10 protein-coding genes and 1 pseudogene are annotated in these 23,375 nt (G+C 71.1%); 8 read left to right on the top strand and 3 right to left on the bottom strand.

The window, feature by feature from the left end; all coding sequences use genetic code 11:
* Positions 1-115: 115 nt before the first annotated feature.
* The 5 genes and pseudogenes from QH270_RS30300 to QH270_RS30320 form a co-directional block, all read left to right on the top strand.
* Positions 116-8,785, top strand: a pseudogene (locus QH270_RS30300) (amino acid adenylation domain-containing protein); the annotation flags it as partial.
* A complete protein-coding gene (locus tag QH270_RS30305) occupies positions 8,782-9,768 on the top strand; it encodes an ATP-binding cassette domain-containing protein (protein ID WP_280347694.1) in 987 nt (328 codons plus the stop codon). The pseudogene QH270_RS30300 and the gene QH270_RS30305, both read left to right, overlap by 4 nt.
* Positions 9,765-10,583 carry an ABC transporter permease gene (locus tag QH270_RS30310; protein WP_280347696.1) on the top strand — a complete coding sequence of 273 codons (819 nt, stop codon included), beginning with the start codon at positions 9,765-9,767 and terminating at the stop codon, positions 10,581-10,583. The genes QH270_RS30305 and QH270_RS30310 overlap by 4 nt, the downstream gene beginning before the upstream one ends.
* Positions 10,583-11,380: an ABC transporter permease gene (locus QH270_RS30315; RefSeq protein ID WP_280347698.1), complete on the top strand. Its 798-nt coding sequence runs from the start codon at positions 10,583-10,585 to the stop codon at positions 11,378-11,380. The genes QH270_RS30310 and QH270_RS30315 overlap by 1 nt, the downstream gene beginning before the upstream one ends.
* A gap of 49 nt (positions 11,381-11,429) precedes the next feature.
* Positions 11,430-12,524, top strand: a complete 1,095-nt coding sequence (locus QH270_RS30320) for an ABC transporter substrate-binding protein (RefSeq protein ID WP_280347700.1) — start codon at positions 11,430-11,432, stop codon at positions 12,522-12,524.
* A gap of 133 nt (positions 12,525-12,657) precedes the next feature.
* Here QH270_RS30320 and QH270_RS30325 read toward each other — a convergent pair whose 3' ends face one another.
* A complete protein-coding gene (locus QH270_RS30325) occupies positions 12,658-13,227 on the bottom strand; it encodes a TetR/AcrR family transcriptional regulator (protein ID WP_280347702.1) in 570 nt (189 codons plus the stop codon).
* Positions 13,228-13,329: 102 nt separating this feature from the next.
* Here QH270_RS30325 and QH270_RS30330 point away from each other — a divergent pair, with 102 nt between their 5' ends.
* The gene (locus QH270_RS30330; RefSeq protein WP_280347704.1) at positions 13,330-13,770 is read left to right on the top strand and encodes a DoxX family protein; all 441 of its coding nucleotides are present in this window, start codon (positions 13,330-13,332) and stop codon (positions 13,768-13,770) included.
* A 90-nt stretch (positions 13,771-13,860) separates the two neighbouring features.
* Here QH270_RS30330 and QH270_RS30335 read toward each other — a convergent pair whose 3' ends face one another.
* Positions 13,861-14,532, bottom strand: coding sequence for a TetR/AcrR family transcriptional regulator (locus tag QH270_RS30335; RefSeq protein ID WP_280347706.1), 672 nt, complete (start codon positions 14,530-14,532; stop codon positions 13,861-13,863).
* 95 nt (positions 14,533-14,627) lie between these two features.
* Here QH270_RS30335 and QH270_RS30340 point away from each other — a divergent pair, with 95 nt between their 5' ends.
* Both QH270_RS30340 and QH270_RS30345 read left to right on the top strand, forming a co-directional pair.
* A complete protein-coding gene (locus QH270_RS30340) occupies positions 14,628-15,905 on the top strand; it encodes a lipase family protein (protein ID WP_280347708.1) in 1,278 nt (425 codons plus the stop codon).
* A 34-nt stretch (positions 15,906-15,939) separates the two neighbouring features.
* A complete protein-coding gene (locus tag QH270_RS30345; RefSeq protein ID WP_280347710.1) occupies positions 15,940-17,631 on the top strand; it encodes an AMP-binding protein in 1,692 nt (563 codons plus the stop codon).
* Positions 17,632-17,664: 33 nt separating this feature from the next.
* Here the strand turns inward: QH270_RS30345 and QH270_RS30350 are convergent, their stop codons facing one another.
* Positions 17,665-23,340 (bottom strand): non-ribosomal peptide synthetase, encoded by a 5,676-nt coding sequence (locus QH270_RS30350; protein ID WP_280347712.1) that lies wholly within the window; start codon positions 23,338-23,340, stop codon positions 17,665-17,667.
* Between the last annotated feature and the right edge of the window lie 35 nt (positions 23,341-23,375).

The following is a 23,375-nucleotide window of genomic DNA, read 5'->3' on the forward strand; positions in this document are numbered from 1 at the left end:
GCTCACCCTGACCTGCGCGGGGGTCGCGGGGCTCGTCGTCACCGCCATGGGCGTTCGGCCCAGGGGCCGGATGAAGCTGACCCCGGATTCAACCCCCCCGGGGGCACCGGCCGCCGCCGCCGGCGAGCGCGGCGGGGCGCAGGGCCTGCTCGACCGCCACGAGAACCTGCGGGTGGCGTTCGTGGAAACCGACGACGGGCCACGTCAGCTCGTCCTCGCGCATGCCGAGATCCGCTGGGAAACGATCGATCTCACCGAGATCGCCGACGAGCGAGAACGCACGCGCGAGCTGGACCGGGTGATCGCGCTCGACGCGCGCACCCGCTTCGACCTGACCAGACCGCCGCTGGTGCGCTTCACCCTCGTCAGCACCGCACCGGGCGAATTCCGGCTCATCATGACCAATCACCATCTGGTCCTGGACGGGTGGTCGACGCCGCTGCTGGTGCGCGAACTGCTCGCGCTGTATGTCACCGACGGCGATGCCTCGGCGCTGCCGCCCGCGCGTTCCTACCGCGACTTCCTGTCCTGGCTCGCCGATCAGGACGCCGATGCCTCCGTCGCGGCCTGGCAGCGCGCACTGGCCGGGATCGACACCCCGACCCGCGCGGTCCCCACCCTGGCCGGGATCGAGTCCACCGAAACGGGCATGCTCTCGCAGGAGTTGTCCGCCGACACCGTCCGCGTGCTCGAGGCCGCCGCCCGGGAGGCGGGTGCGACGGTGAACACCCTGGTCCAGGCGGCGTGGTCGATGCTGCTGGCGATGCTCACCGGCCGCACCGATGTGGTGTTCGGCAGCACGGTGTCGGGGCGGCCGCCGGAGTTGCCCGGCGTCGAGGAGATGGTCGGCCTGTTCATCAACACCGTTCCGGTGCGGGTGACGCTGGATCCGGCGGAGAAGGTCAGCGATCTGCTGGCCCGCGTCCAAGCCGAGCAGGCCCGGCTGATGGACCACCAGCACGTCGGCCTGGCCGCCATCCACCGGGCGGTCGGTCTGGCCGAATTGTTCGACACCCTCACCGTTTTCGAGTCCTATCCCATCGATCGCGAGGCGTTGTCGCAGGCACTCGACATCGCCGGCATGCGGGTGCTGGACGTCGAGGGCACCGATGCCACGCCCTATCCGCTGAACCTCATGGTGATTCCCCTGCGCGGAGACACCGGGGACGCGCTGCGGATCACCGTGAAGTTCCTCGCCGACCAGCTCGCGCCCACCGCCGCGCAGTCCCTGCTCGACCGGTTCGTCCGGCTGCTCGGACAGCTCGCCGACAATCCACACGCCCTGGTCTCGCGGCTACAGCCCTGCGACGACACCGAACAGGCCGCCCTGGCACCGGTGCACGGCCCGAGCGCCCTGCCGATGCGCACCCTGCCCGACATCCTGGCCGCCGGCGCGGCCATCGACCCCGACGCGGTCGCGGTGACCGCGGGCGAGCTGTCCATGCGCTACCGCGAACTCGACGCCTGGTCGAACCGGTTCGCCCGGGTGCTGTTGCGGCGCGGGATCGGACCCGAGGTGTTCGTGGTGCTCGCGCTCACCCGCTCGCTGGAATCGGTGGTCGCGGTGTGGGCGCTGGTCAAGACCGGTGCGGCGTTCATGCCGCTGGATCCGAGCTATCCGGTGGAACGGATCGAGCACATGCTCGCCGACTCCAGAGCCCCGATCGGCGTCACCGTCACCTCGATCGGCGAGACCCTGCCCGGCACCATCGATTGGCTGCTACTCGACGACCTGAACACTCTGCGCCGCGCCATGCTGGTCTCCGACGCGCCCATCACCGACGCGGAACGCGGCGGACCCATCGACCTCGACCACACCGCCTACCTGATCTACACCTCCGGCTCCACCGGCAAGCCGAAAGCGGTGCTGCTCAGTCATCGCGGCGTCGCCAATCTCACTGCCGCGCAGCGGGAGACCATGGCGCTGGACCCGACCGCCAGCGCGCTGCAGGTCGCCTCGCCCAGTTTCGACGCCTCGGTCTTCGAGATGCTCACCGCGCACGCGGCCGGTGGGCGGCTCGTGGTGTCGCCGCCGGAGGTGTACGGCGGCGACGAACTCGCCCAGCTGCTGCGCACCGAGCGGGTCACCCACGCCGTGATCACGCCGTCCGCGCTGGCCACCATGGAACCCGCCGGGCTCGACACGTTGCGTGTGCTCTCGGTCGCCGGTGAGGCCGCCACCCCCGAGCTCATCGAGAAGTGGGCGCCGGGGCGGCGCATGCTGAATCTGTACGGCCCCACCGAATTCAGTATCTGGGCCACCGGTCCGGCCGAACTCGTCGCGGGCGAACCGGTCACCATCGGCGGACCGATCCGGGGTGCGGCGGTGGTCGTGCTCGACAGCTGGTTGCGGCCGGTGCCGGTCGGTATCCAGGGCGAGCTCTATCTGGCCGGGCCCGCCCTGGCCCGCGGCTACTTCAACCGGTTCGAGATGACCGCGAGCCGCTTCGTCGCCAACCCCTTCGGCGCACCAGGGGAACGCATCTACCGCACCGGCGACATGGTGCGCTGGGTCGAGCACGACCACGAGTTGGCGCTGGAATATCTGGGGCGCAGCGATTTCCAGGTCAAGATCCGCGGTCTGCGCATCGAACTCGGCGAGATCGACGCGGTGCTCGCCCGCGACGACGAGATCGACTACGCGGTCACCATCGGCCGTGCGGGACCGGCGGGCGCCACGGTGCTGGTGTCCTATGTGCTGCCGGTGCCCGGCGTCGACCTCGACACCGAACGGGTGCGCGCCTGGGTGGCCGCCGAACTGCCCGGCTACATGGTGCCCGGCTACGTCGTGGTCCTGGACGAGATCCCGCTGACCCCGGTCGGCAAACTGGACCGCAAAGCCCTTCCGGTCCCGGACTTCTCGGCGACCGACCGCCCGTACCTCGCTCCGCGCACGCCGACCGAAGAGGCCGTCGCCCTGGTGTTCGCCGAAGTACTCGGTGCCGACCGGGTGAGCGTCGATCAGTCCTTCTTCGAGCTCGGCGGCAACTCGCTCAGCGCCACCAAGGTCGTCGCCCGCGTCAATTCGGCCCTCGGCGCCACCATCGCGCTGCGCGATCTGTTCGACGCCCCCACGGTCGCACACCTGTCCTCGCGCGTGGTGCCCGCCGGTGACGGCGGACCCGGGCGCCCGGCGCTGGCCGCGCGCATCCGCCCAGACCGCGTCCCGCTCTCCCCCGCCCAGCAACGCATGTGGGTCCTCAACCAGCTCGATCCCGAATCCTCGGCCTACAACATCGCCATCGCCCTTCGCCTCACCGGCGACCTGGACGTCGACGCCATGCGCCGTGCCCTCGCCGACGTGGTCGAGCGCCAGGAGACGCTGCGCACCCGCTACCCCGCCGACGCCGAGGGCCCGCGTCAGGTCGTCGTCGACGTCGATACCGCCGTTCCCCCCATGCCGGTCGTCACCACCGGAGACGGCGCGCCCCTGCGTGCTCGCATCAACGACCTGGCCGGAACCGGCTTCGACCTCACCAGAGAACCGCCCCTGCGCGTCGCCCTGTTCCGCATCGGCACACCGGCGCCGGACCGGACCGGTGGCACCGACATGCGCGCGGATGCGGTCGCCGGCTCCCCCTCGGGCGCAGACGCGGGGGAACACCCACCCGTCCACGTCATCGTCCTCGTCGTGCACCACATCAGTGCCGACGGTGCGTCGATGGCGCCGCTCGCCGGCGATCTGGTCGCCGCGTATTCGGCGCGGGTGGCGGGAAACGAGCCGGATCGGGTGCCACTGGGTGTGCAGTACACCGATTTCGCGCTGTGGCATCGCGAACTGCTCGGCAGCGAGTCCGATCCGGAATCGATGGCCGCACAGCAGATCCGGTACTGGGGTGAGGTTCTCGCGGCCGCGCCGGACGCCCTGGAGCTGCCCAGCGATCGCCCGCGCCCGGCCGTGCAGTCGATGCGCAGCGACGATGTCGCCTTCAGCATCGACGAGCGGATGCATCGCGGGCTGGTCGAGGCCGCGGCGGCGAACAACGTCAGCGTCTTCATGGTGGTGCACGCCGCGCTGGCGGTGCTGCTCGCACGGCTCGGCGGCACCGACGACATCGTCATCGGCACACCGGTCGCGGGCCGGGGCGAGGCCGCGCTCGACGACCTCGTCGGCATGTTCGTCAACACGCTGGCCCTGCGCACCCCGGTCGATCCGGGCGCCGGTTTCCGGCAGCTGCTCGGCGAGGTGCGCGCCACCGACCTCGAGGCCTTCGCCCGCGCGGATGTGCCCTTCGAGCGACTCGTCCAGGTGCTCGACCCGGTCCGCTCTACCGCCCATCACCCGCTGTTCCAGGTGTCGCTGTCGCTGCAGAACTTCGTCGAGCCGGTCCTCGAACTCCCCGGCCTGCGGTTCGAGGTCGAGGACTTCGATCGTCGCTCCTCCGCCTTCGACCTCACCCTCGATCTGCGCGAACGCTTCGACGAGACCGGCCCCGCGGGCATCGAGGGCGTACTCACCTACGCGACGGATCTTTTCGACGCACCCACTGTCACCGAGTTCGCCGCCAGATGGCGCCAAGTGCTCACCGCGGTCCTCGCCGACCCAGACCTCCGCATCGCCGACATCGATATTCTCGCGGAATCCGAACGCGCCGAACTGGTCCCGGTCCGCGGCCCGTCCACCACCGGCACGACCACCCTGGCCCGCCTGCTCACCGCCACGGCCGCCACCCACCCGAACCGCCCCGCCCTCGTGATTCAGATCCCGGACGATCGCACCACCGTCCCCGGCAGTCACGCCCCTGCCGCCGGCACCACCTCCGATTTCGTCGACCGACGCGGATCCGGGACAACCATCTACCGGGCCCTCGACGCACGCTCGAACCAGCTGGCCCGGCTGCTCATCGACGCCGGCGCACGCACCGAAACCGTGGTGGCACTGGGGCTTCCGCGCTGCGCCGAGCTCCACATCGGCATCTGGGCGGCGGCCAAGGCCGGCGCCGCGTTCCTGCCGGTGGACCCGAAGCATCCCACGGATCGGATCACGCACATGCTTGCCGATTCGGGTGCTCCGGTGGGGCTGACGCTGGCCGCCTACCGGCCGCGGCTGCCCGACACCACGAGGTGGCTGGTCCTCGACGACCCCGAATGCGCCGCCCACCTGGACGCGATGAGCGAGGCCGCGCTCACCACCACCGAACTCCCGGCCCCCATCCACCTCGACAGCCCCGCCTGGATGATCTACACCTCCGGCTCCACGGGAACGCCGAAGGGCGTCACCGTCAGCCACCGCGGGCTGGCCGACCTGGTCGCCGCGCAGCGCGCCGACCTGCGCCTGGATGAACAGGCCCGCGTGCTCCAGGTCGCCTCACCGAGTTTCGACGCGTCGATCTTCGAAGCCCTGATGGCCTTCGGCGCCGGTGGCGCGTCGGTGATCTCGCCGCCGGAGGTCTTCGGCGGCGGTCCGCTCGCGGAGCTGATCGCGGCGGAATCGGTGACGCACATGGTGATCACACCGTCGGCGCTGGCCACCATCGACCCGGCCACCGTCTCGACCCTGCGGGTCCTGGCTGTAGCCGGTGAGGCGGTCGGCCCCGACCTCGTCGCCCGCTGGTGCGGTGGCGGCTCCGGCCGGACCATGGTCAACCTGTACGGCCCGACCGAATACACCATCTGGGCCACGGGTTCGGCGCCGCTGTCCGCGGACGAACCGGTGACCATCGGCGCGCCGATCCGTGGCGCGGCCGCTCTCGTCCTCGACGACCGGCTGCGCCCGGTACCGGTCGGCGTCGCGGGCGAGCTCTACCTCACCGGCTCCGCCATGGCACGGTGCTACCACGCCCGGCCGGGCCTGACCGCCACCCGTTTCGTCGCCGATCCCTACGGCGCACCGGGCGAACGCCTCTACCGCACCGGCGATCTGGTGCGCTGGACCCGCAACGGCGACGAGCACCCGCCCCGGGAAGCCGCGCTGAACCTGGAATACCTCGGCCGCACCGACTTCCAGGTGAAGGTCCGCGGCCAGCGCATCGAGCTCGGCGAGATCGACGCCGTCCTCAGCCGCCTCGACGGCGTCGATGTCGCGGTGACACTGGGCGTCCCAGGACCGACCGGGGCGACGGCGCTCGCCGCCTACCTGGTACGCGTCCCCGGCACCGACCTCGACGTCGACCGGGTGCGCGCGGAGGCCGCCGACATCCTGCCCGGCTACATGGTCCCCGCCGCCTTCGTCGTCCTGGACGAGATCCCCATCAACGCCGTCGGCAAGCTCGACCGAAAAGCCTTGCCGGAACCAGAGTTCACGGTCGAGGACACCCCGTATCGCGCCCCGGAGACACCGACCGAGCACGTCCTCGCCGAGATCTACGCCGAGCTGCTCGGCCGTGATCGCGTCGGCGTCGACGATTCCTTCTTCGCCCTCGGCGGCGACAGCATCCTGGCCATCCAGCTGGTGACCCAGGCGAAGCTGCGCGGCGTGCACTGCACTCCGCTGCAAGTGTTCGAGCACCGCACGGTCGGCGCACTCGCGGCGGCCGTCGACACCGCCGGCGCGGCCGTCGTGCTGGCCGAGCTGCCCGGCGGCGGCGTCGGCGAGTTGCCCCTCACGCCGATCGTCCGATACATGGTCGAACGCGGCGGTGATTTCGACCGTTTCGCCCAGACCGCCGTGCTGGAACCGCCCGTCGGCATCGACCGCCACGGCCTGGTCGCCACCCTCGGCGCCGTGATCGACCGGCACGACATGCTGCGCGCGCGCCTGTGGCACGCCGACGACGACTGGCACCTGCGGGTCGCCGAACCCGGCTCCGTCGATGTCGACGCCCTCGTGCACCGTACCGAGTTCGACGCGGTCGACCCCATCGACCTGCGCGAGTACGCGCGGACCGAGCTGGAGGCCGCGATGGACCGCCTCGACCCCGCCGAGGGCGTGGTACTGCAGTTCTGCTGGCTCGACCCGATCGGTGACGCGGGCACCCGCACCCGGCCGGGGCGGTTGATCATCGTCGCCCACCACCTCGCCATCGACAGCGTCTCCTGGCGAATCCTGGTGCAGGACCTGATCGGCGCGTGGGCGCAGGTCTCGGCCGGCGCCACCCCCGTCCTGGCCGAGGTCGGCACGTCCATGCGCCGCTGGTCGCACGCGCTCACCGAGGCGGCGCCCGCACGCGCCGACGAGCTCGGCTACTGGCGGCGCGTCGTCGACTGCCCCGACCCACCGCTCGGTGACCGGGCGCTCGATCCCGCGATCGACCTGAGCCCCACTGTGCGCCGCCTGGACCTCGAGGTCAGCGAGGAGGTCACCGCCGCCCTGCTCACGACCCTGCCGCGCCTGTTCCACGGCAGCGTCACCGACGGCCTGTACGCCACCTTGGCGTTGGCGCTGGTGCGCTGGCGGGCCCGCCGCGGCATCGACGCTCGCTCGGCACTGCTGCGGCTGGAAGGCCATGGGCGCCAAGAGGAAATCGTGCCCGGCGCCGACCTGTCCCGGACCATCGGCTGGTTCACCTCGCTGTATCCGGTGCGCCTCGACCTCGACGACATCGATCTCGACGACGCGTTCGCCAGCGGTCCCGCCATGGGCACCGCCATCCGGGCGGTCAAACATCAGCTACTCGCGGTGCCGGACAAGGGCATCGGCTTCGGGCTGCTGCGCTATCTCGATCCGGCGAGCGCCGCCCAGCTCCCGAACCGCCTGCCCGGACAGATCGTCGTCAACTACCTCGGCCGGCACACCTCGACCGAGATCCCCGCCGGGCTGGAAGGTCTCGGCTGGCTCCCCGCCGATGACCTGGGCGACCTGCACGCCGCCGAACACGCCGATGTCCCGGCCATGTCGGCGATCGATGTGAACGCCCTGGTGGTCGGCGACCGGTTGCGCGCCGACCTCGGCTACCCGCAACACCTCCTGACTCGCGAGGCCGTCGCCGAACTCGCCGAGCTGTGGACCGAAGCCCTCACCGCGGCAGCGCGATTCGCCGACTCCCCGGCCGCCCGCCAGGCCGCCGCCGAGGAATCCGCCGCGCTGGCCGCGCGGGCCGCCGACGCCGGACCCTCCGGGCTCGGCCTGGACGTGCTGCTGCCGATCCGGCTCGGTGGCGACCGGCCCGCCCTGTTCTGCGTGCACTCCTCCTCCGGAATGTCGTGGAGTTACCTGGGTTTCGCCGAGCGCCTGCGTCCGGGCCGCCCGATCTACGGCCTCCAGGCGCCCGACCTCAGCGGCCGCGAACCCTCGGCCCGCTCGATCGAGGAGTTCGCGCGACGATACGTGCGCGAGATACGGGCCGTGCAGCCACACGGCCCGTACCACCTGCTCGGCTGGTCCTTCGGCGGACTGATCGCGCACGCCATGGCCGTCGAGCTGGCGGCCGCGGGCGAGCGGGTCGGCGTGGTCGCTCTGCTCGACACCGACACCGCCGACATCGACGGCGACACCATCGAACGCCTGACCCCCGGCGCCTTCATCAACACCTTCGGCTCGATCTTCGGCATCGACAACGTCCCCGCCGAGGCCACCGCCGCCGAAGCCGCGCAGCTCATCACCGCGAAGATGGGCGGGGTCGAACTCCTCGACGCCGCCACCATCGAACGCATGGCGGGTTCCTACAACGCCTCCGCCGGGACCCGCACCGGCTACCAGCGCCCCGTCTACCACGGCGATGTCCTGTATTTCACGGCCACCGTCGAGCCCGCCGAATGGATGGGGCCCGAGGGCTGGCGGCCCTACGTGACCGGCGAGATCGTCGATGTGCCCGTCGACGTGACGCACGACGAGATGACGAATCCGCAAGCACTGTCGGCGATCTCGCCGGTGCTCGACGACCATATGGAAGCAGGAGACCGATGAGCGCAACGAGTTCCGGCGGCGTGATCGTCGAGGGCATCGAGAAATCTTTCGGCGAGGTCCATGCCCTGCGCGGCGTCGATTTCGAGGCCAGGCCCGGGGAGGTGCTCGGGATACTCGGGCCCAACGGAGCGGGTAAGACCACCATGGTCAATGTCTTGTCGACGCTGATCAGCCCCGACCGCGGCCGCGCGGTGGTGGCGGGCCACGATGTCGTCGCCGACCCGGCCGCGGTGCGCAGGTCCATCATGCTGACCGGGCAGTACGCCGCCCTGGACGACATGCTCAGCGGCTACGAGAACCTCGTGATGTTCGGCCGGTTGATGGGCCTGCGCAAACCCGCCGCCAAGGCCAGGGCCAGGGAACTGATCAGCGAGTTCGATCTGGATCGGGCCGCCGACCGCCGCGTCGGCACTTACTCCGGCGGCATGCGCAGGCGCATCGATATCGCCTGCGGGCTGGTGGTGCGCCCCGACGTGGTGTTCCTCGACGAACCGACCACCGGTCTCGATCCGCGCAGCAGACAGGGGGTGTGGGACCTCGTGCGCGGCTTCAAGAAGGAGGGCATCACCACCCTGCTCACCACCCAGTACCTGGAGGAGGCCGACGCGCTCAGCGACCGGATCATCGTGATCGACCACGGCGTCGTCATCGCCTCCGGCACCGCCGACGAACTCAAGCACCGCACCGGCGGCAGCTACTGCGAGATCGTCCCGCTCGACCTCGAGGAACTGCCCGCCATCGTCGCCGCGCTCGACTCGCTGCTGCCCGCCGAGCACCTGGCGGCGCTGCCCCCGGAGGCGGATCGCATCACCATTCCGGCCCCCGACGGCGCCAAGACGCTCGCCGAGGCCCTGCGCAGACTCGACGACGCGGCCGTCGAGCTCGTCGACATCGCCCTGCGCCGCCCCTCCCTCGACGACGTGTTCCTCCAGCTCACCGGACACCTCGCCACGACGGAGACCGAATCCGAGGCGTTCTCATGACCGCCACCACCTGGCGCACCGACTTACGCGCCGCCCCCGATACGGTGCAGCAGTGGTGGGTGCTCACCACCCGGCTGATCGTCCCGTCGGTGAAATCCGGCGAAGTGCTGGCCTCGGTGGTGGCGCCCGCCGCCTTCACCGCCAGCTTCTACATTCCGCTCAAGACGGTGATGATGTTCTCCGGCAACGGATTCAGCAGCTACGCCCAGTACATGATGCCGCTGGTGATCCTGCAGGCCGCCGCCTTCACCGCCATCTCGGCGGCGTTCCGGTCGGCCACCGATTCGGTCGCCGGGCTCAATCGGCGCTTCGGCTCGATGCCGTTGCGACCGCTCGTTCCGGTGGCGGCGCGCATGTCGGCCAATGTCTTCCGGCTGCTGATCTCGTTGGCGGCGGCGGTCGTGGCCGGGTACGTCATCGGGTTCCGGTTCCGGCTCGATGCCGCGCACACCCTCGGTTTCCTGGCGTTCTCGCTGCTCATCGGCCTCGCCTTCACGCTCGGGGCCGATGTCATCGGGACCGTCTCGCGCAGTCCGGAGGCCACCTCGCAGGCGCTGGTGTTGCCCCCGTTGATCTTCGGCATGCTCTCGACCGGGCTCGCGCCCGCGAGTCAGTTCCCCAGCTGGATCCAGTGGTTCGTCCGCAATCAGCCCGTCTCGCAGTTCGCGACCGCGCTGCGTGCCCTGGCCGGCGACACCGCGGGCAACGCGGGCACGGTGAGCTGGTCGCTGATGGGCCCGCCGCTGCTGTGGGTGGGCGCGATCCTGCTGATCTGTACCCCACTGGCCATCCGGTTGAGCGCGAGGAGGGCGTGATGTCCATGACGAACCCCGCCTCGGAGACCTCGGCGGTCGCACTGGTCCGGCACACCGTGATCCAGACGCAGCGGCTGCTGCTGCGCTGGGCCCGCAACCCGATCACCCTGCTAGAGACGCTGCTCATCCCGTGTCTGCTGCTGATCATGCTCGACATCGTGGTGGGCGGGCAGATCCAGAAGTTCACCGGCGAGGACGCGCTGTACGGTTCGGTGCCGATGGTGGCCATCGTCGGCGCGCTCTCCGGCGCCGTCGCGAGCGGGGTGCTGCTCGGCCGCGAGCGCGACGCGGGACTGCTGGCCCGGTTCTGGGTGCTGCCGGTGCATCGCGCCTCCGGACTGGCCTCGCGCATCATCGCCGAGGGCTGCCGGATCGTCCTCGGCACCATCGCCGTGGTGCTCGTCGGTTTCCTGCTCGGCTTCCGTTTCCATCAGGGCCCACTGGCCGCGCTGGTATTCCTGCTGGTGCCCGTGCTGTTCGGGCTGGCGTTCGCCACGATCGTCACCGCCGTCGCCGTGTTCACCGCGAAAGCCTCACTGGTGGAGGGCATCACGATCCTCACCTCGCTGATGATGTTCTTCAGCACCGGGTTCGTGCCGCTCATCGCTTTTCCCACCTGGATCCAGCCGGTGGTGCGCAATCAGCCGATGTCGGTCGCCGTCGACGCCATGCGCGGGCTCGCCGACCACGGGCCCATCGCCCGGCCGCTCACCCTCACCCTGATCTGGTCGGCTGCCGCCATCGTGCTGTTCGCGGTGCCCGCCGCGATCGGCTTCCGGCGGGCCAGCCGCCGGTGACCTCGGCCCGCGACCGTCGCGCCGGGGACCACGCAGTACCCTCGTGCGCATGCCGGTGAGCGCCCGAGAACGCACCCGATTCCGCCGCACCGCCGAGCAGGGCCGTCGGGCCCGCTCGCGCGGCGTGCTCGCCGTCGCCGCGCTGCTGTGCGTCGCCGTGGTCAGCGCCGGATGCGCGGACAAGCACGACGACGCGAGCACGATCATCCGCACCACCACCAACATCGCCGGCGCCGGAGTGGTCGGCGCCGATCGCGACACCGCGACCGCCTGCCCCCTGCCGAGCGCCCCCGATCCGGCCCAGGGCGCGACCCGCACCGTCACCCACGCGGCCGGTACCTCGCAGGTCCCCGCCGATCCGCAGCGCATCGTGGTGCTCACCAGCTCGGCGCTCGACGCCGCCTGCGCGGTCGGCCTGTGGGAGCGGGTCGCCGGCGCGGTGACCCTCGACGGCCCACGGCCGCAGCCGATGTACCTGGGCTACGGCGTGCTCGAGGTGCCAAGCGTCGGTCCGATCGGGCAGCCCGATCCCGCGCGCATCGCGGAACTGAAACCCGACCTGATCCTCGGCGACGTCGCCCCCGCCGCGGGTGGCTACGCGGCGCTCAGCGCGATCGCCCCGACCGTGCTGATCGGCTCGGGCGGCAGCTGGCAGTCCGATTTCGCCGCCTACGCCGCGGGCATGGGCCGCGACGGCGCCGCCGATGCCGCGCTGGCGAACTACCTGACCGAGGCGCGCGACCTGGGCACCGCGCTCAACGCGAATCAGTCGCAGGCCTCGGTGCTGCGCTTCACCGCGGACACCACCCAGGTGCAGGGCACCGAAACCTTCGCCGCGCAGATCCTGTCCGATGTCGGCGTGCAGCGCCCCACCGCCCAGCGCGGCACCTCCTTCGACATCACCACGGGCGAACTGGCCGACAAGGCCGAGGGCGACATCATCTACGTGATGTTCGCGGGCGAAGCCGGCGAGGACCACGGCAAGAAGGTGCTGCGTTCGGACGAGTTCGAGGAACTCGGCGCGGCCACCGACCGCCGCGTCTTCGCTGTCGACGACGCCATCTGGCACACCACCGGCCTCACCGCCGCCCGCGCGGTCCTCACCGACCTGCGCAACAGCCTCAACGGCTACGTCACCGACTGATCGGTCGCCACCGCCGCTGCCCGCCTGACGATCCTCTGCGACGACAGAGATTCGCGGCCATCGCCCGCATGACCGGGCAACCCGTCACGTTCGTCGCGACGCCCGGCGGCAGCGACGGCCAGGGGAATGCACGTCAGTCGAATTGCACCGTCGCCAGCATGGCGCGCGCGAGTTGTTCGGGATCATTCGAGGTGGCCAGTTCCGAACCTTCCAGCGCGCCCTCCCGCCACAGCGTGGCGAACCCGTGCACCAGTGACCACGCGGCGAGGCGGGTGGAGCGCTGCCGATCCGCCGACTGTCCCGACCGCAGTTCCGCGATCCCCGACCGCAGGGCCGCCCCCGAGCGTGCCCTGGCGGCGAGCAGATCGGGATCGTCGGCGCGCAGCACCTCGCGGCGATACATGATGTCGAACCGGCCGGGATGGGCGAGGGCGAACCGGATGTAGGCCACCGCGACCTCGCGCATGTCGTCGCCCGCCGCCGCCAATTCCGTTGCCAGCAACTCGAATCCCTCGATCGCGAGCGCGGTGAACAGGCCGGCGCGGTCCCCGAAGTGATGCGCGGGCGCCGCGTGCGAGACCCCCGCGCGCCGTGCCAGCGCACGCAACGACACCGCCTCGACGCCCTCCGCCGCGATCTGCTCCGCCGCCGACTCGAGCAGCGCCGCCCGCAGATCCCCGTGGTGATACCCGGTTTTGCTCATGCCTCGATCCTCGCCCACAAACTTGCCATTGACAAGTTTCCCGGTCGGTGTCAATCTTTCCAGTGTCAAGATTGTTGCCAGCGCTCGCCCCGAGGAACTTCCATGGCCCCCTTCATCGTCCTCATCACCGTCACCGCCCTGACCCGCCTGATCGGCTGGCTCACCGACCTCACCTGGCCCGACTCCTGGCCGCACGCCCTCACCGCCGGCCTGGCCGCGATGTTCACCCTCACCGCCACCGCCCACTTCCAGCAGCCCCGCCGCGCGGCCCTCATCGCCATGGTCCCGCCGAGCTTCCCCTCGGCCCCCGCCATGGTCACGCTCACCGGCATCCTCGAAATCGCCGGCGCCATCGGCCTTCTCATCCCCGCGACCACCACCCTCGCCGCCGCGTGCCTCTTCGCCCTCCTGCTGGCCATGTTCCCCGCCAACATCCGCGCGGCCCGCGAGGATCTGGGCATCAAAACCATGCCGCTCCCCGCTCGCACCGCCCTCCAGGTACTCTTCCTCGCCGCGTGCGCCGTCGTCGTCGTCGCGAGTTGATCGAGCCGGCCCGGCGGAACTCGGCGCTCGAGCGCCCCGCGCTGCGCCTCGGGACGTCCTGCCGAATCGGCACCGCGATTCGGCCCAGGTCTAGTTCGACGGGGGTCCCGCGCGCAAACCCCGATGGACGGTGTCGGCGAAGGCGGTGAGGTCGCGGATCAGGATGTCGATGTCGCCGGTGGCGCCCGCGTCGGTGTGCAGCCAGTCGGAGACGGTTTCGAAGAGGCCGCCGATGGTGGCGACGGCCAGGGCGTGCAGGTCGATGCCGATGCCCTCGGGGGCCACGAATCCGTATTCGCGCCAGAGGGTTTCGAGGAACTGGGCGGCCCAGCGGCGGTTGACGCGGCGCTGCTGTTCGACCTTGGCCGAGATACCGCTGGCCTCGCCGAAGGTCACCTTCGCCACGCGCGGGTCGTCGACCATCGAGTGGGCGAAGGCGCCGATGACGGCGGCCACCACGTCGCGGCGGTCGCCGGAGGAGTCGGCCAGTGCCGCGGCGACCATGTCCTGGGCGCGTTCACTCTGCTGCTGGAGCAGGGCCAGGTAGCAGTCTTCCTTGCTGTCGAACAGCTCGTAGAACGCCTTGTTGCCGACGAACGCGGTCTGGCAGATCTGTTCGATCGCGGTGTTGACATAGCCCTCGGCGGCGATCAGCTCGAACGCGGCGGCCAGGATCTGCTCGCGGCGACGGGCGCGGCGCTGTTCGGCGTCCAGTCCTTGGATGCGCCGAGAGCGCACTGGACTCTTGTCGGTCGACGTCACGCAGCTCAGCCTACAGATCAGCCAATAAGAACAAGACCTCTTGTTCAAAACAAGAGAACCTGCTGTAATCGGCATCACCTACCGAAGGAGATGCCATGCGACGCTGCACGGCCACCCACCGATCCCGTCTCGGCGCCACCGCCCTGCTCAGCGCCGTCGCGCTGGCGCTGGCCGCGGGGACTGCCACCGCCGACGACTTCCAGCTCCCCCCGCTGCCGAACGAGGCGCAGGTGTATCCGGCGGTGGTCCCGCTGCCGACACCACAGCACGACCCCTGGTACGCCGACCCTGCCGATCTCGACAGCCGCGCCAACGGCGATGTCCTGCGGAGCCGGGTGGTGCAGACCTACGCGCTCGGCATCCCCGTTCCCGTCCACACCACCCAACTGCTCTTCCGCAGCACCGACGCGCAGGACACCCCCATCAGCACCGCGACCACCGTGCTGGTGCCGGGCATTCCGTGGCTGGGTCCCGGTGCGCGACCGCTCATCTCGTACCAGGAGGCCATCGACAGCCTCGGCCAGCAGTGCAATCCCTCGTACACCCTGCGGGCGGGCATCCAGAAGGAAGTCGCGCTGATCGGCCAGTTCCTGTCGGCGGGCGCCGCGGTCGCGGTCACCGACTTCGACGGGAAGCGGAACACGATCATGTCCCCGGCCGAGGGAAGGATGGTGCTCGACGGCATCCGCGCGGCCAAGCGCGGCGGACTCGGCCTCGAAGCCTCGCCGGTCGGGCTGTGGGGCTACTCCGGCGGCGGCAACTCCTCGGCGTCGGCGGCCGAACAGCGCAGGCACTACGCGCCCGAACTCGAGATCAAGGGCAGCGCGCAGGGCGGCATCCCCGGCGACAAGGTCGCCATCGCCCCCTTCGCCATCTCGGGTCAGCAGCCGCAGGCCAATTTCACCGGCTGGCTGGCGGTGCTCGGCCTGGCTCGCGAGTACCCCGAATTCGATCAGGCCTTGCGGACCTACCTCACGCCCGAGGGCAAGCAAGTGGCGGCCGATCTCGAAAACCGTTGCCTCTACACCACTGTCGCGTCCACCCTGCTGCGCCCCGTGGCGGACTACCTGACCGATCCCGCGGCCGCGCTGGCCGCCGCACACGAAGCACTCTCGGCGGCGAGTTTCGGCCGTCCCGAGAACACGCCCGACATCCCGTTGCTCATGTGGCACTCGACCACCGATCAGCTGCTGCCCGCCGAGCTCGCCATCGACGAGATCGCGGCCGGCTATTGCGCGCGCGGGGTGAACATGCGGATGTTCCGGGTACCGATGTCGGAGCACATCAGCGCCGAGATCGTGCCCGAGCTGGGCACCGTCGCCTGGTTGCTCGCGGTGACCGCGGGTGCGGATCCGGGGCCGCGGGTATGTTGAGATCCGGATTCCTTGTACACCAGGGTGTTTCATGATGAGCCGACGCCGGGTGGTACGCGCCGCGGGCACATCGCTGCGGCAACTCACGGTCATGCAGCGGGCCGGGCTGATCGATCTCCGCCGCCCGGCCGAGCTCGTCCGGACCGCCCGCACCATGCGCACACTGGGTCCGATCGCCGGGGGCATCCGCACCTCGGCACGCCGGGTTCCGGACCGGATCGCGCTCGTCGACGGCACCCGCCGGGTCAGCTACGGGGAACTGGACCGCCGCACCGACGCCATCGCCGCGCGCTGGCACGGCGAGGGATTGTCCGCGCGGGACACGATCGGGGTACTCGCGCCCGACGGGCTGACACTGGTCGAAACCATGGCCGCCGCGGCCAAACTCGGTAGCAAGCTGGTACTGCTCAATACCGGGTTCGCGGCGGCGCAGCTGCGGGACGTGCTGGTCCGCGAACAGGTCGGCGCGCTCGTGCTCGATCCGGCGCTGTCCGAGCACGCGACGGATCTGCCCGAGGGAATCACCCTGCTCGATCCGAGTCCCTCCCCCGCTGCCGAGAGCACCGCATCCGGGGCACGCACTGCCGCCGACGCATCGCGCGGTGACGACCGGCACGCGGCCGGAACAGCGGGTCGCTCGGCGCACCACGGTCGGTGGCCCGGCAGACTCGCCGAAAGCAGGGCGCGGCTCCCCGATCCGGCGCGGCAGGGCGGCTTCGTCCTGCTCACCGGCGGCACCACGGGCACACCGAAGGGCGCACCGCGCCGGGTCGAATCACCCTTGGCCGGAGCACAATTCGTCGACCGAGTGCCGTTGCGACGAGGACAGACGATGCTGCTGTGCGCCCCGCTGTTCCATGGCACCGCCCTGTCGCAGTTCATCCTCGCGCTCAACCTCGGGTCGACGATCGTGCTGCACGGCAAGTTCGACGCGGCCCGCGCGCTCGCGCAGCTCACCGAGCATCGTGCCGAGATGATCGTGGTGGTCCCGACGATGCTGCGCCGCATCCTCGACCTCGGTCCACGAGCGTTGACCGCCGCCGACACCAGCGCGCTGCGCATCGTGTTCACGGCGGGCGCGGCACTACCTTCGTCACTGGGGACGCGGGCGATCGAGACATTCGGGCCGGTGCTCTACAACTTCTACGGCTGCACCGAGACCGGCACCGCCACCATCGCCACGCCCGAGGACTGGATCGCCGCGCCCGGCACCGTCGGCAGGGCACCGGTCGGTATCACCGTGGCGCTCTTCGACGGTGACACCCCGGTCACCGCGCCGGGGGCGGTCGGCACCGTGCACGTCGGCAACTCGATCGCCTTCCACGGCTATTCCGGTGGTGGCTCGAAACAGGTTCGCCACGGCCTGATGAGCACCGGCGATCTCGGCCACTTCGACAGCGGTGGAAGGCTTTTCATCGACGGACGCGACGACGACATGATCGTCTCGGGCGGGGAGAACGTCTTTCCCGGCGAGGTCGAGGACCTGCTCTACCGGCACCCGGCGGTCACCGAGGCCGCGGTGATCGGCATCCCCGACGACGAGTTCGGACAGCGCTTGGCGGCTTTCGTCGTCCGCGCCGCCGACCTCGACGCCGATGCGGTCCGCGCCTATGTGAAGGACAACCTGGCCCGGTTCAAAGCACCGCGTGAGGTGGTGTTCGTCGACGAGCTCCCGCGCACCCCGACCGGCAAGATCGACCGCCGCGGCTTGGCGGCACTGCGCTGACACGGTGGCGGCGGCGAGGGGTCGCCGCCACCGTCAACACGCGTCGGCGACGGTGGATGTGTCGTCGCGAGCGCTTCTTCCACGTCGCCTGCCGTCGAGCGCGTCGGCCAGCACCGGCCCGATCGTGCGCAAGGCGCGCTCGCCGGTGATGTCCCAGTGGGTCGCGTCCACCGGCACGTCGCGGATGGTCCCGGCGACGAGGTCGCGCCAGGCTCCGGCCGCCCTGCCCTCGCCGCGGTCGTCGCGGTCGGCGGTGAAGAACAGCAGGTCGCCGTCGAAGACACGGGGGCGGTGGGCCGCCCCGATCACCTGTGTGTGCAGGATCCCGGCGAAGAGCCGGTGCACCCGGTCCTCGGTCAGTTCCTCGAAGGGGCCGGGCAGGCTCGACACCAGGTTGACCGCATCGGCCGGCGTGAAATCGGTGACCGGAGTGGCGAGTTCGTGTTCGGTGCCGAACTGGCCGAGCAGGTCGCCCACCGTCACGGGTTCTTCGCCGCGATACCCGACGTCGCCGATGAAGGAATCGAGCATGGCCAGCACCTCCACCCGCTCCCCCAGCTCCCGCAACCGGACCGCCATGGCGTGCGCGATCACGCCGCCGACGCACCAGCCGAGCAGCCGATACGGTCCGTGGGGCTGGACGGCGCGGATCCTGGTCACGTAGTCGGCGGCCAGTGCCTCGATCGACTCGGGGTGCGCTTTCTCCTCGGCGATCGACGGCGACTGCAATCCATAGATCGGGCAGGACAGTTCGGCGGACAGACCGGCGAAGCTCCACGCCAGGCCGACCACCGGGTGCACGCAGAACAGCGGCGCGCCCCGGCCACGTCCGCGCAGCGTGAGCACCGGCGCCAGGGCGGATTCGGCGGATCCCTCGGCCACTCGGCGGGCCAGTTCGGCCGGGGTGGGATCGCTGAACAGCCAGGCGAGGGCGACCTCGTTCGACAGTGCGGAACGCAGGCGGGCCACCACTCGGGTCGCCACCATCGAGTTGCCACCGAGATCGAAGAAGGAGTCGTCCGCGCCGACCCGGTCGACGCCGAGGAGTTCGGCGAACACCGCCGCGATCGTCCGCTCGGTCGCGCCCTCGGGCGCTCGATACGCGCGATCGGAGCCGAACTCGGGGGTCGGCAGCGAGGCGAGCGCGAGTTTCCCGTTCGGGGTCAGGGGCAGGCCGTCGATCACCACGACCGCGGCCGGAACCTGATACTCGGGCAACAGGTTTCGCACCTGTGCGCGCACGGCCGCTCCCGAGATCTCCGCTCCCCGCGCGGGCACCACATAGCCGACCAGCCGAGGCCCGGTCGCCGGATCGTCGCGCACGACCACGACCGCCGCCGCGACACCGGCGCACTCCAGCAGCGCCACTTCGACTTCGGCCGGTTCGATCCGATAGCCGCGAATCTTCACCTGGCGGTCCGCACGGCCGAAGTGCTCCAGACCGCCCTCGCGGTTCCAGCGGCCGAGATCACCCGAGCGGTACAGGACGCCACCCCTCGCATTCGGATCAGCGACGAATCTGGACGCGGTCAGGCCGGGCCGACGCAGGTAGCCGCGCGTGACCTGGGCACCTCCGACGTAGATCTCACCGACGACACCGGTCGGGACGGGGTGCATCCGGTCGTCGAGGATCTGGACGGTGAGCCCGTCGAGCGGCCTGCCGATCGGGCTGCCCGCCCGGCGATGCTCGCCGTCGGTGATCGTCGCTAGCGTGACGTGCACGGTGGTCTCGGTGATGCCGTACATGTTCACCAGTCGCGGACCGTCGGCGCCGTGTCGATCCAGCCATGCGGTGAGGCGGCGTGGATCCAGCGGCTCGCCACCGAACACGATGCGGCGCAGGCTCAGTGGGGTGTCCCCCGCCTGTTCGTCCGCCTCGTCCAGCCCGGCGAACGCCGAGGGTGTCTGGCCGAGCACCGAAACCCTTTCGCGACACAGCAGTTCGCGAAACAGCTCGGGTGAGCGGGCGGTATCGCGGTCGATCACCACCAGCGCGGCGCCCGTGGTGAGCGCGCCCCACATCTCCCATACCGCGAAATCGAAAGCGGCCGAATGGAACAGGGCCCAGACATCGGACGAGCGGGTGGCCAGCGCCCGCCGGGAGCGCTCGAGCAGCGCCACGATCTGACGGTGCTCGACCGCCACGCCCTTGGGTGCACCGGTGGACCCCGAGGTGTAGATGACGTAGGCGACGTTCTCCGCGCGGGCCGGTGGGCAGTGGGCATGATCGACCGCGCCGCCGACCGCGCGCACGACCGATCCGTCCTCGATCACGCACACCGGCCGGGCATCGGCCAGCAGGTAGTCGATCCGCTCGCGCGGCGACTCCGGATCGACGGGCACGTAGGCCGCGCCACTGCGCACCACCGCGAGGATCGCGACGACCAGGTCCGCCGTTCGCCCGACGAGGACGGCCACGCGGCGCTCCGGACCGGCTCCGGCGGCCACCAGGCGCCGGGCCAGGGCGGCGCTGCGATCGTCGAGCTCCCGGTAGGTCAGCGTGGTCGACCCGGCGCGCACCGCCACGCCGGACGCGTGCCGGTGAGCGGCGATGTCGAACAGATCGTTCAGCGTGCGGTGGTCGAGACGATGCGCGGCAGGCAAGGCCGCCGGGCCGGTCGCGTCGGCCAGGTCGATGTCACCGACGGTCACGGCGGGGTCCGCGGCGATCGCGCGGGCGATCCGCTCGATGGTGTGGGCGAACAGCTCGATCGTCGGGCGGTCGAACAGGTCGGTCGCGTAGGTGAGCGCCAATGCGATGGTGTCGGCCGCCGGGTCCGACATCGTGAGCTGGAGATCGAATTTCGCCGGGGTGAGCGAAGTTTCGACGGGCTCGACGACCAGCCCCGCGGCAGTCGTGTCGACGGCGGCGGTGGCGGTGAGCACCACCTGGAACAGCGGGTGATACGCGCGGGTGCGCGGCGGATCGATCGCCTCGACGACTCGTTCGAACGGCAGATCGGCATTGGCCAGCGCGCCCAGGTCGATATCGCGGACGCGCGTGAGCACGGCGGCGAAGGAGTCGGCGGGCTCGACCGTCGCGCGCAGCACGACCATGTTGACGAACATGCCGACCAGCTCGTCCAGCTCCGGTCCACCGCGATCGGCCACCGGGGTGCCGATGGCGATATCGGCGCCCGCGCCGGACCGGCACAGTGCCACGGCGAGGATCGCGTGCAGCACCATGAACTGGGTCGCGCCGTGCGCCACCGCGGTCCGGCGCAGCGCCGTCGCGAGCTCGGCGTCGAGTTCAACGGTGACCACCGCGCCCGCGCCCGATGCCACGGCCGGAAGGGGCCGGTCGACGGGGAGGTCGATCCGGGGTGGGAGCCCGGCGAGTCTGGCCCGCCAGTACCGCAGCTGTCCGTCCAGGTCCGCCGCGCCCGCCCGGTCGGTGAGCCAGTCATGTTGTGCCAGTGCGTAATCGGCGTAGGTGACCGGTAGTGGCTCGAAGTCGGGCGGGCCGCCGTGTCGCCGAGCCGCGTACGCGGTGAACAGATCCCGCGCCAGCGGGCCGAGCGACCATCCGTCGGCGCTGATGTGGTGGATGATCACCGCCAGTACATGCTCGTCCTGGCCGGTCGCGAACAGCCGGGCGCGCAGCGGTGGTTCCGATGTGAGATCGAAACCGGCGCGGCCGAATTCGTCCAGCGCGGCGGACAGATCAGCCGGGTCCACCGGCACCCGATCGAGCGAGCCGCGCGCGCCGTCGATCGGCAGCACACGCTGCACACCCACGCCATCGACCTCGGGATACAGCGTGCGCAGCGGCTCGTGCCGGTCGATCACGTCATCGAGCGCTCCCCGCAGCGCCGCGACCGACAGCGGGCCACGCACCCGCACGGCGAAGCCGATATTGTCCGCGGGCGACCGATGGTCGATCCGGTTCAGCACCCACAGGCGCCGCTGGGCGGGAGCCAACGGCACAACGTCGGGACGTTCGCGGCGGGTCACCGGCGGGCGCGGCGCCGTCCGCGAGAGGGCGCGGACCGCGGCGGCCAGTCGGGCCACGGTCGGCGCGTCGAAGACGGTGCGTACCGGCACGAGTTTGCCCGTCGCGGCACCGAGGCGGGCGCCGAGTTGCGCCGCGAGCAGCGAATTCCCGCCGAGCGCGAAGAAGTCGTCGTGCGCGCCGACCGAGGTACCGAGCAGTCCGGCCATGACCGTGCTCACCAGGCGTTCGACCGGATCGGTCGGCTCGGCGCCGTCACCGACCGCGAACGTGGGCGCGGGCAGGGCGGCCCGGTCGACCTTGCCGACCGGCGTCAAGGGCAACTCGTCGAGCACGACCACGGCCGCGGGCACGGCGTGGGCGGCGAGCCGCTCGCGCGCGAAGGCCAGCACGCCGGGGACGTCCACGGCGCGCCCCGGTTCGGCGACCACATAGCTCACCGGAACCAGCGCGCCCGCCGGGTTACGGCAGCCGGTCGTGAGTGCCGACCGGATGTCGTCGTGCGCGGTCAGCATGGCGTCGATCTCCCCCGGCTCCACTCGGATGCCGAGGACCTTGAGCTGAAAGTCCGTGCGGCCCAGGAACTCCAGCTGCCCGCCCGGATCGGCACGCACGAGGTCGCCGGTGCGGTACATCCGCGTGCCGGACGGCCCGGCGACGAACCGCGCCGCCGTCGCACCCGGTGCGCGTCGATAGCCACGCGCCACCCCCGGCCCCGACAGGTACAGCTCGCCGGGCGCGCCGACGGGCACCGGGCGCAGGCGCTCGTCCAGGACCAGTGCCGTCCAGCCGTCGAACACAGCGCCCAGCGCGACCCGCTCGCCGGCGACCAACCGCCGGGCGGTGACGAAGATCGTCGTCTCCGTGGGACCGTAGCCGTTCACGTACGTGCGGCCCGGCGCCCACCGCGCCACCAGCGCCGGGTCCGAGGCATCGCCGCCGACGAGCACCCCGCGCAGCGTGGTGTGCCTGCGCGGGTCGAGCGTCGCGAGCACGGCGGGCGTGATGATCGCGTGCGTCACCGCCTGCCCCACGATCAGCTCGTCGAGTTCGGCGCCGCCGGTGATCTCCGGCGGCACGATCACCAGCGTCCGGCCGTGGGCGAAGGTCAGCAGGAGTTCGTTGACGAAGAGGTCGAAACCAGGCGAGGCGATCTGCAGGACGCGCGCGTCGTCCAGCGGTCCGAGCGCGGCCGACACTTCGGCGAGCAGGGTGCCGAGCCCGCGGTGGGTCACCGCGACGGCCTTCGGCGCGCCGGTGGAACCGGAGGTGTAGAGGACGTACGCGAGCTGGTCCGGATGGGTCGGGGCCAGGCGGTCGGCATCGGTGAGCGGCGCCGGATCGTGCTCGGCGCAGCGGCGCACCAGGTCCTCGTCGTCGAGCACCACCCAGGTGATCCAGCTCGGCAGCCCGGCCAGCATGGCCCTGGTGGTGATGCCGATCCGGGCGCCCGCCTCGGCCAGCAGGTGCGTGCGGCGGCTCGGCGGCTGCCGCAGGTCGACCGCGAGGACCGCGGCGCCGGTCGCCGCGACCGCCCACACCGCACGCACCAACTCGACCGACCGCGGCACCGCCACCAGCACCACGGTCTCCGGCCCGGCCCCGCGCGTCACCAGCTCACGAGCGAGCCGGTGCGACGCGTCGGCGAGCGCCCGGTGAGTCCAGCTCCGCCCGCCGTCCACGACGGCGACGCCGTCCCCGCCCCCGGGGCGATCGAGGAGCTCACCGAACGTGCCCAGCTGCCGGATCGCGGTCATCCACCGATTAGACCGACAACCGCGTGGTTCCGAAA

The sequence above is a fragment of the Nocardia neocaledoniensis genome, assembly GCF_029868625.1.
Lineage (GTDB): Bacteria > Actinomycetota > Actinomycetes > Mycobacteriales > Mycobacteriaceae > Nocardia > Nocardia neocaledoniensis_A.